The sequence below is a fragment of the Janthinobacterium sp. GW821-FHT03C08 genome (genome assembly GCF_059420905.1).
The window spans coordinates 21,013-35,080 of record NZ_JBWKUP010000008.1 but is presented as its reverse complement, the minus strand read 5'-3'; the positions used below and the strand labels follow the sequence as shown (position 1 = coordinate 35,080).

Annotated in this window: 11 protein-coding genes; 9 read left to right on the top strand and 2 right to left on the bottom strand. The window is 62.5% G+C overall.

Features of this window, described 5'->3' with window-relative positions; genetic code table 11:
• Positions 1–27: 27 nt before the first annotated feature.
• Positions 28–3,510 (bottom strand): response regulator, encoded by a 3,483-nt coding sequence (locus AC07VL_RS12620; protein WP_494806160.1) that lies wholly within the window; start codon positions 3,508–3,510, stop codon positions 28–30.
• Between the two features lie 147 nt (positions 3,511–3,657).
• Between AC07VL_RS12620 and AC07VL_RS12615 the strand changes: the two genes are divergently transcribed.
• Positions 3,658–4,854 carry a tetratricopeptide repeat protein gene (locus AC07VL_RS12615; protein WP_494806159.1) on the top strand — a complete coding sequence of 399 codons (1,197 nt, stop codon included), beginning with the start codon at positions 3,658–3,660 and terminating at the stop codon, positions 4,852–4,854.
• A gap of 136 nt (positions 4,855–4,990) precedes the next feature.
• Entirely contained in the window at positions 4,991–5,443 is a 453-nt protein-coding gene (locus AC07VL_RS12610) for an Hsp20/alpha crystallin family protein (RefSeq protein ID WP_494806158.1), read from the top strand.
• A 248-nt stretch (positions 5,444–5,691) separates the two neighbouring features.
• Here AC07VL_RS12610 and AC07VL_RS12605 read toward each other — a convergent pair whose 3' ends face one another.
• Complete coding sequence (locus AC07VL_RS12605; protein WP_494806157.1) at positions 5,692–7,038, bottom strand: MFS transporter; 1,347 nt, start codon at positions 7,036–7,038, stop codon at positions 5,692–5,694.
• A gap of 217 nt (positions 7,039–7,255) precedes the next feature.
• On the opposite strand from AC07VL_RS12605, the gene cyoA reads away from it, so the two are divergent.
• The 7 genes from cyoA to AC07VL_RS12570 all read left to right on the top strand — a co-directional run bounded on the left by cyoA (position 7,256) and on the right by AC07VL_RS12570 (position 14,059).
• The gene (gene cyoA / locus AC07VL_RS12600) at positions 7,256–8,239 is read left to right on the top strand and encodes a ubiquinol oxidase subunit II (protein WP_290606925.1); all 984 of its coding nucleotides are present in this window, start codon (positions 7,256–7,258) and stop codon (positions 8,237–8,239) included.
• Between the two features lie 89 nt (positions 8,240–8,328).
• Entirely contained in the window at positions 8,329–10,332 is a 2,004-nt protein-coding gene (gene cyoB, locus AC07VL_RS12595; RefSeq protein WP_494806156.1) for a cytochrome o ubiquinol oxidase subunit I, read from the top strand.
• The gene (cyoC, locus tag AC07VL_RS12590; protein WP_494806155.1) at positions 10,325–10,963 is read left to right on the top strand and encodes a cytochrome o ubiquinol oxidase subunit III; all 639 of its coding nucleotides are present in this window, start codon (positions 10,325–10,327) and stop codon (positions 10,961–10,963) included. The genes cyoB and cyoC overlap by 8 nt, the downstream gene beginning before the upstream one ends.
• A complete protein-coding gene (gene cyoD, locus AC07VL_RS12585; RefSeq protein WP_092797724.1) occupies positions 10,960–11,346 on the top strand; it encodes a cytochrome o ubiquinol oxidase subunit IV in 387 nt (128 codons plus the stop codon). Before cyoC ends, cyoD begins: the two co-directional genes overlap by 4 nt.
• Positions 11,343–12,200 carry an SURF1 family protein gene (locus AC07VL_RS12580; protein WP_494806154.1) on the top strand — a complete coding sequence of 286 codons (858 nt, stop codon included), beginning with the start codon at positions 11,343–11,345 and terminating at the stop codon, positions 12,198–12,200. The genes cyoD and AC07VL_RS12580 overlap by 4 nt, the downstream gene beginning before the upstream one ends.
• Entirely contained in the window at positions 12,184–13,533 is a 1,350-nt protein-coding gene (locus AC07VL_RS12575; protein WP_494806153.1) for an ATP-binding protein, read from the top strand. The genes AC07VL_RS12580 and AC07VL_RS12575 overlap by 17 nt, the downstream gene beginning before the upstream one ends.
• Positions 13,523–14,059 (top strand): response regulator transcription factor, encoded by a 537-nt coding sequence (locus tag AC07VL_RS12570; protein WP_034788474.1) that lies wholly within the window; start codon positions 13,523–13,525, stop codon positions 14,057–14,059. The genes AC07VL_RS12575 and AC07VL_RS12570 overlap by 11 nt, the downstream gene beginning before the upstream one ends.
• Positions 14,060–14,068 lie beyond the last annotated feature (9 nt).

Below are 14,068 nucleotides of genomic sequence, written 5' to 3'. Positions count from 1 at the left end.
ACGCCCCGGCGGTGCGCACCATCACCATCAGATGCGTTCCATCTTCGGCATCCACACGCGCAGCAGCGAATACAGGCGGTCCAGGTCGATCGGCTTGGCCAGGTAATCGGACGCGCCCGCCTGCAGGCATTCTTCCTGGTCATTCTTCATGGCCTTGGCGGTAATCGCAATGATGGGCAGCTTGTTGTAGCGGCCATCGGCGCGGATCAAGCGCGTCGCTTCCAGGCCATCCATGCCCGGCATCATGACATCCATCAACACCAGGTCGATATCGTCCACGCTGTTGAGCTTGCTGATGGCTTCGAAGCCGTTGCGGCCGATTTCCACCACCACGCCTTTCTGTTCCAGCGCATTGGTCAGGGCAAAGATGTTGCGCACGTCATCGTCCACCAGCAGGATCTTGCGCCCTTCGAACACGCGCTCGCGGCTGCGCACCTGCTGCAGCATGCCCTGGCGCTCGCTCGACAGTTCCGATTCCACCTTGTGCAGGAACAGGGTCACTTCGTCGAGCAGGCGCTCGGGCGAGCGGGCGCCCTTGATGATGATGGAGCGCGAATACTTCATCAGGTCCGTCTCTTCCTCGCGGCTCAGGTTGCGCCCCGTGTAGACGATGACGGGCGGGAAGGAGCACAGTTCCTCGTGTTCCATGCGTTCGAGCAACTCGTTGCCCTGGATGTCGGGCAGCTTCAGGTCGATGATCATGCAGTCGAAAATCTGCGTCTTCAGCAATTCCAGCGCCTGTTCGCCCAGCGCCACGGCCGTGATTTCCACGTCGTCGTCGCTGATCAGGTGCACCACGCTTTCGCGCTGGCGTTCGTCGTCCTCGACGAGCAGGATGCGCTTCATCTGCTGCGTGAACTTCGATTCGAGCTTGCGGAACACTTCCTTCAGCTGCTCGCGCGTGCGCGGCTTGGTGGCGTAGCCGATGGCGCCCAGCTGCATGGCTTCCTGCATCTGGTCGTTGCCGGAGACGATGTGCACGGGAATGTGGCGCGTCAGCGGGTTTTCCTTCAATTGCTGCAAGACCAGCAAGCCCGGGCGGTCCGGCAAGCCCATGTCGAGCAGGATGGCGTCGGGCAGGAATTCTTCGGCCAGGCGCAAGCCTTCGTCGGCGCCGTGCGCCACCAGGCAGCGGTACTGCATCTCATGCGCCAGGTCGAACAGGATGCCGGCAAACGACGGCTCGTCCTCGATCACCAGCACGGAGCGCTGGCCGCTCTTGCCCGGCGGCGTGCTGTCGCGGTCATCCTGGAATGTGGGCAGGGGCACGGGCTTGGCGGCGGGCGCCGCCTTCGGTGCGGCGGCCGCGGTTTTGGCGGGCGCTTGCGGCGCGGCGGCGGGCACTGCCGCCGCTTCCACCGCCCGTTCCGGCATGACGGCCGGCAGCACCAGGGTAAACGTGCTGCCCTGGCCGGGCGTGCTGGCCAGCTCGATGCTGCCGCCCAGCAAGGCGGCCAGGTCGCGCGAAATCGACAGGCCCAGGCCCGTGCCGCCGTAGCGGCGGCTGGTCGTGCCATCGGCCTGGTGGAAGGCGTCGAAGACTTTCTGCTGCTGGTCGTCGGCGATGCCGATGCCGGAATCCTGCACCTGGAAGCGCACGTTGCCGGCTACATCCGTATCGACGTGCAGGGCCACCGTGCCCGCATCGGTGAACTTGATGGCGTTCGACAGCAGGTTCTTCAGGATTTGCTCGAGGCGCTGGCGGTCGCTGACGAGCGACGCGGGCGCGTCCGGCGCCACGCTGACGTGGAAGGCCAGTTTCTTTTGCTGCGCCTGCGGGCCGAACAGCATCTTCATGCTGCTCAGCAGTTCATCGAAGGGCACGGCTTCCGGGTTCAGTTCCAGCTTGCCGGCCTCGACCTTGGAAATGTCGAGGATGTCGTTGATGAGGGTCAGTAAATCGTTGCCGGCCGAATAAATGGTTTGCGCAAACGTCACTTGCTCCGGCGTCAGGTTGCCGCTGGTGTTGTCCGATAGCAGCTTGGACAGGATCAGCGAGCTGTTCAGCGGCGTGCGCAGCTCGTGCGACATGTTCGCCAGGAATTCGGACTTGTAGCGGCTGGCCCGCTGCAGTTCTTCCGCGCGCGCTTCCAGCTGCGCGTGCGCCTGGACGATGGCCATGTTCTTCTGGTCCAGCGACAGGGCCTGCACGGCCAGTTGCTCGTTCGACTGTTCCAGCGCCGCCTTCTGCTCTTCCAGGTGGGCTTGCGACTGCTCCAGCACGCGCGACTGCTCGCCCAGTTCTTCATTGGCGGTGCGCAATTCTTCCTGCTGCACTTCCAGTTCTTCATTCAATTGCTGGGTTTCTTCCAGCACGTTTTGCAGGCGCTGGCGGTACAGGGCCGCTTCCAGCGAGGTGCCGATATTGGCCGCAATCAGGTTCAGCCATTCCTTGGCGCGGGCGCTGACGGGATGCGTGAAGCCCAGTTCGATGACGCCGTTGACGAGACCTTCATTATTGACGGGCGCCAAGACCAGTTCCAGCGGCGCGCCGCGGCCCAGGCTCGACGTCACGGTCAGGTAATTCTCGGGCACTTGCTGCACATGCTTGAGGCGCTTTTCGCGCGCCGTCTCGCCCACCAGGCCTTCGCCCAGCTTGAATACCTGTTTTTCCTTCACGCCCTGCTCGTTGAAACCGTACACGGCCGTACGGCGCAGGCTGCCATCCTCGTCGACCACGTACAGGGTGGCGACGGCCACGTCCAGCCGGTGGGCGAGGAAATCGAGCACCTGCCGTCCCAGCTGCGGCAAACCCAGCTGGCCGCTCGTGTGGGCCGCCAGCTCCGTCTGGCCCGTGCGCAGCCACGCCTGCTCCTGCAGAATGTCGTTGTCCTTGCCGCGCTGTTCCAGCGCCTCATTGTAGATGTCGGACAGGCGCAGCAGTTCGCGCCGTCCCAGGTAGGCGAGCAAGCCGGACATGCCCAGGCTGAGGATCAGGAACACCACCACGGCCAGCATGGTACGGCCTTCTGCCGAGTCGGCCCGCTCCTGGCGCAGGCGCTGTTCCATGGACAGGAAGGTGAGGAATTCGCGGCGGATTTCATCGAATTCCAGCTTGCCTTCGCCCTGGCGCACGCGGGCGAGGAATTCCTGGTTGTTGCGGCGCTGGGCGATCACGGCTTCCGCGTATTCCATCCACTGGCCTTGCAGCGCGCGGATGCGGCGCAGGCGGTCCACCTGGATGGGACTGTCGGACACGAGCTCGAGCAGGGTGCTCATTTCCACGGCGATCTTTGCCTTGCCCGATTTATACGGCGCCAAAAACGTTTCATCGCCCGTCAGCAGGTAGCCGCGCATGCCCGTTTCCAGGTCCACCGACAGCTTCATGACTTCATTCGCATTGCCGATGACGCGCTCCGAGTGCTCGACCGAGCGCAGGGCCGAGAGCAGGTAGGCGATCAGGCCGACGAAGACGAGGGCGGTGACGACCCCGATGACCAGCGGCAAGGTGACGTTGCGGGCCAGGATGCGGCGGAAGCTGAAGGAGTCGATCGGGGTCTTGGTATTCATCATGTCCGTGGAGATATGAGCGGGTGAAATAGTTTAACTGAAATGCAATATTTTTGATGCGTCCGCGTGCGGCAGGCGCTAGCATAGCAGGCGGTGAAGGGCGCGCGCCCCTGCGCGCCCTTATCGTTATCAAATGATGGGAGATTTATGCGAAGAACAGTCATCGCCTGCGCGATATGGGCCTGTGTGCTGCCGATGGGCAGCCAGGCTGTCGTGCTGGGCAACCAGCAAAGCCAGGAACTGGTGCAGCGGGGCCTGGCCCTCGTGACCAGCGGGCAACTCCCGCAGGCGCGCGAGCAATTCGAGCTGGCGGCCAAGGCCGACCCGCGCGCCTCGCATCCCGTGGGCGCGTTGGCCTTGCTGTATTACATCGTGTCCGATGCCGGCAGCCTGGACGACAAGCAGCGCCAGGCGGCACGCCAGGCGGCCGCCGAGACGGCGCGCCAGGCGCTGGCCCTCGATGCGCAGGACCCGCTGGCACAGGAGGTGGCGCGCCGGCTCGCTGGCGGCGGCGTGCGCCCCAAATACACGCCGGCGGGCAACGCCATGGAGCTGGTGGTCGCGGGAGAACATTTGTTCAGCAAGAAGGAATACGCCGCCGCCCTGCAAAAGTACGAGCAAGCCATCGCCGCCGATCCCGGCTATGCCGATGCCTGGCTGTTTGCGGGCGATTGCTATTTTGTCCAGCGTCAATGGGAGCCCGCGGCCGAGCACTTCCGCAAGGCGACGCAGATCGATCCGCTGCACGAGCAGGCATGGCGCTACCTGGCCGATGCCCTGCAGGAGCAGGAGAAGTGGCCGGAACTGGAACTGGCCCTGGGCAGCGCCATCGGCGCCCACCCCGACCAGCTGTCGGCCTGGCAGCGCATGGAGCATTTCCAGGCCAGCCACGGGGTGCCCCTCGTGGCCCTGAAATTGCAGCCCAAGGCGGCCGGCAGCATCGATGCGGCGACGGGCCAGGTGCGCGTGAATATCCAGCCCAAGCCGGCGGGGGGCGAGGCCGAGGCCAGCACCATCGACGATGCCTTCTGGATGGCGCTGGCCCTGGGCCAGGCGAGCGCGGCTGTGGCCGTGCAGCGCGGCGACAAGACGGCGTTCCAGGCAGACCTCGACGCGTGGAACGGCGCCTTCCTGGCCCTGGACAAGATGGAAGCGGCCAAGCCGGACCGGCTGCGCGATACAGCCGTGACCACCCTGCGCTCCCTGGCCGCCAAGGGCGCACTGGAGCCGGCGCTGTTGCTGCTGCAGTACAAGGAGGCTTACCGACCCTCCTTGGAAGCGTGGAAGACGGCGCATCCGGGCGGCGTCCGGAAATTCATCAACACCTGGCACCTGATGCCATGATTTGATCTGCATCAAGCGCCCATTCCGGGCGTCGCCTAGCATGTATGCACCGGCATGGCCGGCCAGGGGCAGGGCGCCAGCGTCCGCCGCTGCCGGCCATGTGCTTGTCAGTGTAAATGCCTGCCAGGAGGACAACATGGCCAATCAATTGATACACCGCGACGCGCGCCATCCGCTGGAGCGCTTCGACCCTTTCAGCGACATGGAAGAGTTCATGCATGACTTTTTCGCGCCCGCCCTGCACGCGCGGGACATGGGGCATGGACGCATGCGTGTCGACATTTCCGAAACCGAGCAAGCCTACCAGGTCCAGGCCGAAATTCCTGGCGTCAGCAAGGACGACATCAAGGTGTCCATCGACGGCAACCGGTTCTCCATCAGCGCGGAACGCAAGAACGAGCGAGAGACGCGCGATGCGGGCGGCAAGCTCGTGCGCAGCGAACGCGAATACGGCCAGCAGTACCGCAGCTTCGTGCTACCGCAGGAAGTGGACGATGCTGGCGCCCAGGCGCGTTATGAAAACGGCGTCTTGCTGCTGGACCTGCCGAAAAAAGCAGGCACGGGCGGCAGGCAGCTGGAAATCCGTTGACGGGCCGACCCGGTATTCCGCCGCAGCGATGCCGTCGACGCGCGGGCTGGCGCGATGACACCGGCCGGCTGAAAGCGGTGGCAGGGCGGTGGAACAACGGTGGAATAGCGCTGGCATAAAAAACGCCGGATGAATCCGGCGCTCTTGCGTGCCGCCTTGCGCGGCACGGTCGTGATCAAAGACTGTCACTATATATATGAGTCCTGTCTCTTATATAGACGTTCTGTCTCTATATATTATATGAGTCATCAGTCGCGGATTTCCAGCGCCCGGTTCAGGCTCAGGGCGGCCAGCGAGGCGACGGCCCCCGACAGCAGGTAGAAGCTGACGTAGGCGAGGCCGAAGTTGGCCGACAGGCCCAGCGCCACCAGCGGGGCGAAGCCGGCACCCACCAGCCAGGCCAGGTCGGAGGTCAGGGCCGCGCCCGTGTAGCGGAAGCGGGCCGGGAAGTTGGCCGTCACGGCGCCCGCTGCCTGGCCGTAGGACAGACCCAGCAGGCTGAAGCCCACGAGGATGAACACGTCCTGGCCCGTATTGCCGCCGCCCATCAGGGTCGGCACGAAGGCGCTGAAGATGGCGATCAGCACGGCCAGCACGCCCAGGGTGGTGCGGCGGCCCACCTTGTCGGCCAGCAAGCCGGAAATCACCACGCCGATGGCGGCCAGCACGGCGCCCAGCATCTGGATCTGCAGGAAGTCCGGGGCCGAACGCGTCTGGTAGACGGAAATCCACGACAGGGGGAACACGGTGACGAGGTGGAACAGGGCGTAGCTGGCCAGCGCGGCCAGGGCGCCGATCAGCACGTTGCGGCCCTGGCCGCGGCTCATTTCAAACACGCTCACGGGTTGCAGTTCGCGTTCGTCGAGCAGGCGCGCATATTCATTCGTCGATACCAGGCGCAAGCGGGCAAACAGGGCCACCACGTTGATGGCGAAGGCCACGTAGAACGGATAGCGCCAGCCCCAGTCGAGGAAGTCCTCGTCCGTCAGGGTGGTCAGCATGAACCAGAACAGGCCGGCGGCGATGATGAAGCCGGTGGGCGCGCCCAGCTGGCCCAGCATGGCGTACCAGCCCCGCTTGTTTGCCGGCGCGTTCAGGGCCAGCAGCGACGGCAGGCCATCCCAGGAGCCGCCCAGCGCCACGCCCTGGCCGATGCGCAGCACGGACAGCCAGATGATGGCGGCAAAGCCCAGGTGGGAATAGGTCGGCAGGAAGGCAATGCCGGCCGTCGACACGCCCAGCAGGAAGAGGGCGAACGTCAGCTTGGCGCTGCGGCCCATGCGGCGCTGGATCTCCATGAAGAGCACGGTGCCGAAGGGGCGGGCGATGAAGGCGAACGAGAAGATCAGGAATGCATATAATGTGCCCTCCAGGCGCTCTTCGAAGGGGAAGAAGACGCGCGGAAACACCAGCACCGAGGCGATGGCGTACACAAAGAAGTCAAAATACTCGGAAGCGCGGCCGATGATCACGCCGACGGCGATCTCACCGGGGTCGATATGCGATTCGACCGTGCCGGCCCCGCGTGCGTCGCGCAGGGAATGGGGGGAAAAGTCGGCGGGTACGTCCCCGCTGTGTATGCGCGTGCTGGACATGATGATCGTCTCCAATATAGTTTCGAGTTCGGCCAACGCGTAACATACCCCGGGTGTCTCACGCCCGGAGTAGGACTATTCATGAGGTAGTCGTAGGAATACTCCTCAACTACCGGGTGAAAATCCGAGCAAGGGGTAGGACAAAACGTCCAATTGCCAACGCGCTCCAGTGAGAATACAGTACCATATCTTCATCCCCTGTACTGGACTTTCCTGTATGTTTTCATTAAAAGTTCGTCGCGGACTGCTTCTTTTACCTCTCGCATTGTTGGCTGGTTGCAATACGGTGGTACTGAATCCGTCCGGAGACATCGCAGTTCAGCAAGGCAATCTGATTGTCATCTCGACATTGCTGATGCTGTTGATTATCGTTCCGGTAATCGCCCTGACCCTGCTTTTCGCATGGCGCTATAGAAAAAACAACACCGCGGCCAAATACGAGCCGGACTGGGACCACTCGACTCGCCTCGAGCTGATCATCTGGGGCGCGCCCCTGCTGATCATCATCGTGCTGGGCCTGCTGACCTGGATCAGCACCCACACCCTCGATCCTTATCGTCCGCTGAGCCGTATCGACGCCAACCGCCCGATTCCCGCCAGCCACAAGCCGATGGTCGTCGAAGTCGTGGCGCTGGACTGGAAATGGCTGTTTATTTACCCAGAGCAAGGTATCGCTTCGGTGAATGAACTGTATGCGCCCGTCGATCGTCCGATCCGCTTCAAGATCACCGCGTCGTCCGTCATGAACTCGTTCTTCATCCCCGCACTGGCAGGTCAGATCTACGCCATGCCGGGCATGGAAACGCAGTTGAATGCCGTCATCAACAAGCCGGGCGAATACAAGGGCTTCTCCGCCAACTACAGCGGTGCCGGTTTCTCGGGCATGCGCTTCAAGTTCCATGGCGTCAATGATGCGGACTTCGACAAGTGGGTAGCCACGGCCCGTGCCGGCGGCGGCGCGCTGAACCGCGACGACTACCTGTCGCTGGCGCAGCCGAGCGAACGCGACCCGGTGCGCCACTACAGCGCCGTTCCTAGCGATCTGTACAAGGCAATCCTGAACCGCACCATCGTTTCCGACGCCCTGTGCGTGACGCCGGTCGAGCCATACAAACCGACGGTGGCAAGTAGCCCGGTAGCGGCCGTAACGGCAGTAGTCGCTAGCGATGCAGTAGTTGAAAAGGGCGTTCAAGCCAAGTAACAACTGCATGAATCCCGCAGCGCAGCAAGACGCGCTGCAGATACTGGCGCCGCTTGCCTGGCGCCTCCCTTTTTTCTCTGAGAGTAACAATGCTAGACCATATTGATCTGACGAAGCTTATATTCGGCCGTCTGACTTGGGATGCAATTCCATTTCACGAACCTATCCTGCTGGCGACCTTTGCGATGGTCGCCCTGGGCGGCATCGCACTCGTTGCGGCGCTGACGTATTTCCGCGTCTGGGGTACCCTGTGGCGCGACTGGATCACCAGTATCGACCATAAAAAAATCGGTATCATGTACATGATCCTGGGCCTGATCATGCTGCTGCGCGGCTTTGCCGACGCGCTCATGATGCGTACCCAGCAGGCTATCGCCTTCGGCGACAATGCCGGCTTCCTGCCACCGCATCACTACGACCAGATCTTCACCGCCCACGGCGTGATCATGATCTTCTTCGTCGCGATGCCTTTCGTGACGGGTCTGATGAACTACGTGGTGCCGCTGCAGATCGGCGCGCGCGACGTGGCTTTCCCTTTCCTCAACAACTTCAGCTTTTGGATGACCACCATGGGCGCCGTCCTGGTGATGGCCTCGCTGTTCGTCGGCGAATTCGCCCGCACGGGCTGGCTGGCCTATCCGCCGCTGTCGGGCATCGTCGGCAGTCCGGACGTGGGGGTAGACTATTACATATGGTCCCTGCAGATTGCCGGGGTCGGGACGCTATTGTCCGGTGTCAACCTGATCGCCACCATCGTCAAGATGCGCGCGCCAGGCATGACCTGGATGAAAATGCCAGTCTTCACCTGGACCGCACTGTGCACCAACATCCTGATCGTCGCCGCCTTCCCGGTGCTGACGGCTGTATTGGCCATGCTGTCGCTGGACCGCGTTGCCGGCTTTAACTTCTTCACGACGGAACTGGGCGGCAACGCCATGATGTACGTCAACCTGATCTGGATCTGGGGTCACCCTGAGGTCTACATCCTGATCCTGCCGCTGTTCGGCGTGTTCTCGGAAGTCGTTGCCACCTTCAGCAGCAAGCGCCTGTTCGGCTATGCCTCGATGGTGTACGCCACCTGCGTCATCATGATCCTGTCGTACCTGGTATGGCTGCATCACTTCTTCACCATGGGTTCGGGCGCCAGCGTCAACTCCTTCTTCGGCATCACGACGATGATCATCTCGATCCCGACGGGCGCGAAGATCTTCAACTGGCTGTTTACCATGTACCGCGGCCGTATCCGTTTTGAGCTGCCCATGCTGTGGACGATCGGCTTCATGGTCACCTTCACCATCGGCGGCATGACCGGCGTCTTGCTGGCCGTACCACCGGCGGACTTCGTGCTGCACAACAGCCTGTTCCTGATCGCCCACTTCCATAACGTGATTATCGGCGGCGTGGTCTTCGGTGTGTTTGCTGCAATCAACTACTGGTTCCCGAAAGCCTTCGGCTACAAGCTCGACACGTTCTGGGGCAAATGCTCGTTCTGGTTCTGGTTCGTCGGCTTCTACCTGGCCTTCATGCCGCTGTACGTGCTGGGCCTGATGGGCGTGACCCGTCGTGTCAACCACTTTGAAGATCCATCCCTGCAAATCTGGACCATCATTGCCTGGTTTGGCGCCGTCTCGATCGCGCTGGGCATCGGTTCCCTGCTGATGCAGTTCTACGTGAGTTTCCGCAACCGTCACGCCCTGCGCGACGTCACCGGCGACCCATGGGGCGGCCGTACGCTGGAGTGGGCGACGTCGTCGCCACCGCCAGACTATAATTTCGCCTTCACGCCACAAGTGCATGAACTCGATGCATGGACTGACATGAAGAAACACGGTTACCAGCGTCCGACGTCCGGTTTCACGAAGATCCACATGCCGAAGAACACCTGGGCCGGTTTCGTGATCGCCGCACTGTCCGCAGTGGTCGGCTTTGGCCTGATCTGGCAAATGTGGCTCGTCGCCAGCGTCGGCTTCGTGGTCATGATGGCCGCCATCATCGTCCATACCTTTAACTACAAGCGCGATTACTACATTCCTGCGGAAGAAGTCATCCGTACCGAAGACGCTTATACTAAATTGCTGAGCAGCCATGTCTGATACCCTCGCCCATAACACCGGCGCCGCTGGCGCCGCACCAAGCTCGCGCAGCTACTTCGTGCGCGAGCACCACCCGGAAAACGGCAGCCTGCTGGGTTTCTGGCTCTACCTGATGAGCGATTGCCTGATCTTCGCCTGTCTGTTCGCCACCTATGCGGTGCTGGGCCGCAGCTACGCGGACGGCCCGACGGGCGCCGCGCTGTTCGACCTGCCGCTGGTCGCCGTCAACACGGCCATGCTGCTGCTGTCGTCGATCACGTATGGCTTCGCCATGCTGGCCATGCAGCGCAAGCAATTGCGCAGCACCCTGGTCTGGCTGGCCATCACGGGCCTGTTCGGCCTGGCCTTCCTGTCGCTGGAAATGTATGAATTCATTCATCTGATCCACGAAGGCGCCGGTCCGCAGCGCAGCGCGTTCCTGTCGTCGTTCTTCGCCCTGGTCGGCACCCACGGCTTGCACGTGACGTTCGGCGTGATCTGGCTCGTGACCCTGATGTTCCAGTTGAACAAGCATGGCCTGACCCCGGAAAACGGTCGTCGCATGATGTGCCTGTCGCTGTTCTGGCACTTCCTGGACGTCATCTGGATCGGCGTCTTCACCTTTGTTTACCTGATGGGAGTGCTGCCATGAGCGACCACCACACACACGGCGACAGCCACCACCATGACCAGCACGACCATGGCAGCCTGAAAAGCTATGCCATCGGCTTCATCCTGTCGGTCATCCTGACGGCCATTCCTTTCTGGCTGGTGATGACGAAAGCCATCACCAACTCGGGCACCATGGGCCTCGTCCTGCTGGCGTTCGCGGCGGTGCAAGTGGTGGTACACATGGTGTACTTCCTGCACATGAACACCAAGTCGGAAGGCGGCTGGAACATGATGGCGCTGATCTTCACGATCATGATCGTGGGCATTGCCATGGCCGGTTCCCTGTGGGTCATGTACCACATGAACCACAACATGATGCCGGATCTGATGCCTGAGTACATGCATACGAAAACGGCTCCATGATGAGTAATACGCGCCCAAGCAACACCGGGCGCGCCCCTGGTGCCGCATCGCAAGATGCCGCGCCAGGCCCACGCGGCATGGCCGTGCAGTATTCAAAAATTGCACTGGCCTTGCTGGCGGGGATCTTGTTTGCCGGTTTCTGTGCCCTGGGCACCTGGCAAGTCAAGCGCCTGTTCTGGAAGCTTGACCTGATCGAGCGCGTCGAACAACGCGTACATGCGCCCGCAACGGACGCCCCTGGACCCGCAGCCTGGGCCAGCATTACGCCTCAAACGGATGAATACCGCCACGTGCGACTCTCCGGTACCTATCTCCCCCTATTCAATACCCTGGTGCAGGCAACGACGGCACTGGGCAGCGGCTACTGGCTGGTGACGCCCATGCGCCTGGCCGATGGCAACACCGTGCTCGTCAACCGCGGCTTCGTGCCGAAACGCGCCAGCATCGGCGCCAGCACGCCGCCCGGCATCGTCGAGGTCGACGGCTTGCTGCGCATCAGCGAGACGGGCGGCGGTTTCTTGCGCGAAAACAGTCCTGCCACGCAGCACTGGTATTCGCGCGACGTGGCCGCCATCGGCGCCTCGCACATGCTCACCAACGTGGCGCCATATTTCGTCGACGCGAAAGAAAAATCGGAAACGGCCAGTGACGCCCCCGTCGGCGGCCTGACCGTCGTGTCCTTCCACAACAACCACCTCGTGTATGCCTTGACGTGGTTTGCCCTGGCCCTGATGGTCGCCGGTATCACGTGGTGGATCGTACGCGAGGACAAGCGCCGCCGCGCGCGCAAGGCAGGCTTGCCCCAACAGAACCTTGATCCTTCGCAAGAAAGCGACCATGCCGGGCAGGATTGAGATACTGCCCAACCGCGAGGTACTGGAACGCGGCGCGGTGGCGGCCGAGATGGAACATCCGGCCGGCCACCAGAACATGAAGCTGCTGATCCAGCTGCGCTGGCTGGCCGTCATCGGCCAGATCAGCACCATCTTCGGCGTGGGCGTGGGACTGGGCATCGCCTTGCCCGTGCCCTACATGCTGGAAGTGCTGTCCTGCCTCATCGCCTTCAACCTGGCCAGCCTCTTGCGCTGGCACGAGCGCCAGCCCGTCTCCAACACGGCACTCTTCCTGGCCCTGCTGGTCGACGTCACCGTGCTGACGGCCCAGCTCTATCTGAGCGGCGGCATCACCAATCCGTTTGCCTTCCTGTATTTGTTGCAAGTCATCCTCAGTGCCGTCCTGCTGGAAGTGTGGTCGACGTGGATCATGGTGGCCATTACCAGCCTGTGCCTGGCGGGGCTGGCCCTGCTGCCCGGCCCCTTGATCCTGCCGATCGACCCGGAGCGGGGCTTTTCCAGCCTGTACGTGCAGGGCTTGCTGATCTGTTTTATTTTGAACGCCGCCCTGCTGGTGGTGTTCATCACGCGCATCAACCGCAACCAGCGGGCCGGCGACGCCAAGGTGGCGGATTTGCGCCAGCGCGCGGCGGAAGAGGAGCACATCATCCGCATGGGCCTGCTGGCCTCAGGCGCCGCGCACGAACTGGGCACGCCGCTGGCGACCCTGTCCGTCATCCTCGGCGACTGGCGCCGCATGCCGGAGCTGAGCAAGAATGACGAACTGCTGGAAGAGATCACGGAAATGCAGGCGCAGTTGCAGCGATGCAAGAGCATCGTCAGCGGCATCCTGTTGTCGGCGGGCGAGGCGCGCGGCGAATCGTCCGTGAAAACGACGATCAATACCTTCCTCAACGACCTGGTGGACGAGTGGCGCAGCAGCCGCCCCATCCACGATTTCGAGTACGATAACCGCATCGAGCACGACGTCCCCGTCGTCTTCGATTCGACCCTGAAACAAACCATTTGCAACGTGCTCGACAATGCGCTGGAAGCGTCGCCGGAGTGGCTGCGTTTCGAAGCGACGCGTGAAGCGGATGCCCTGCACCTGGTCATTACCGATGCGGGCCCCGGCTTCGAGCCGTCGATGCTGACGCACCTGGGCAAGCCTTATCAAAGCAGCAAGGGCAAGCCCGGCGGCGGCCTGGGCCTGTTCCTGGTGGTGAATGTCGCGCGTACCTTAGGCGGTACGGTGACGGCGCGCAACCGGGTGCAGGGCGGGGCGGTGGTGCACCTGGCCTTGCCGCTGGCGGCCATCAAACTGGAAAGAGAAAGCGACCCCCATGCAGGATGACCGTCTGTTACTGATCGTGGAAGACGATGCCGCGTTTGCCCGCACCCTGGGCCGCTCGTTCGAGCGGCGCGGCTATCAGGTCATCCTGGCAACGAATTTCGACGAGGCGAGCGCCTTGCTGGAACAGCATTGCCCCGACTATGCCGTCGTCGATTTAAAACTCAACGGCAACACCTCGGGCCTGGCCTGCGTGCAGATGCTGCACCAGCATGACCCGGAGATGCTGATCGTCGTGCTGACGGGCTACGCCAGCATCGGCACGGCCGTCGAAGCCATCAAGCTGGGCGCCTGCCAGTACCTGGCGAAACCGTCCAACACGGACGACATCGAAGCAGCCTTCGGCCACGTGGCCGGCAACGCCGACATCGAACTGACCAACCGCGCCACCAACATCAAGACCCTGGAATGGGAACGCATCCACGAAATGCTGGCCGAGACGGATTTCAATATCTCGGAAACGGCAAGAAGGCTGGGCATGCACCGGCGCACCCTGGCGCGCAAGCTGGAGAAGCAGCGGGTGAAATAGACGCCGCGC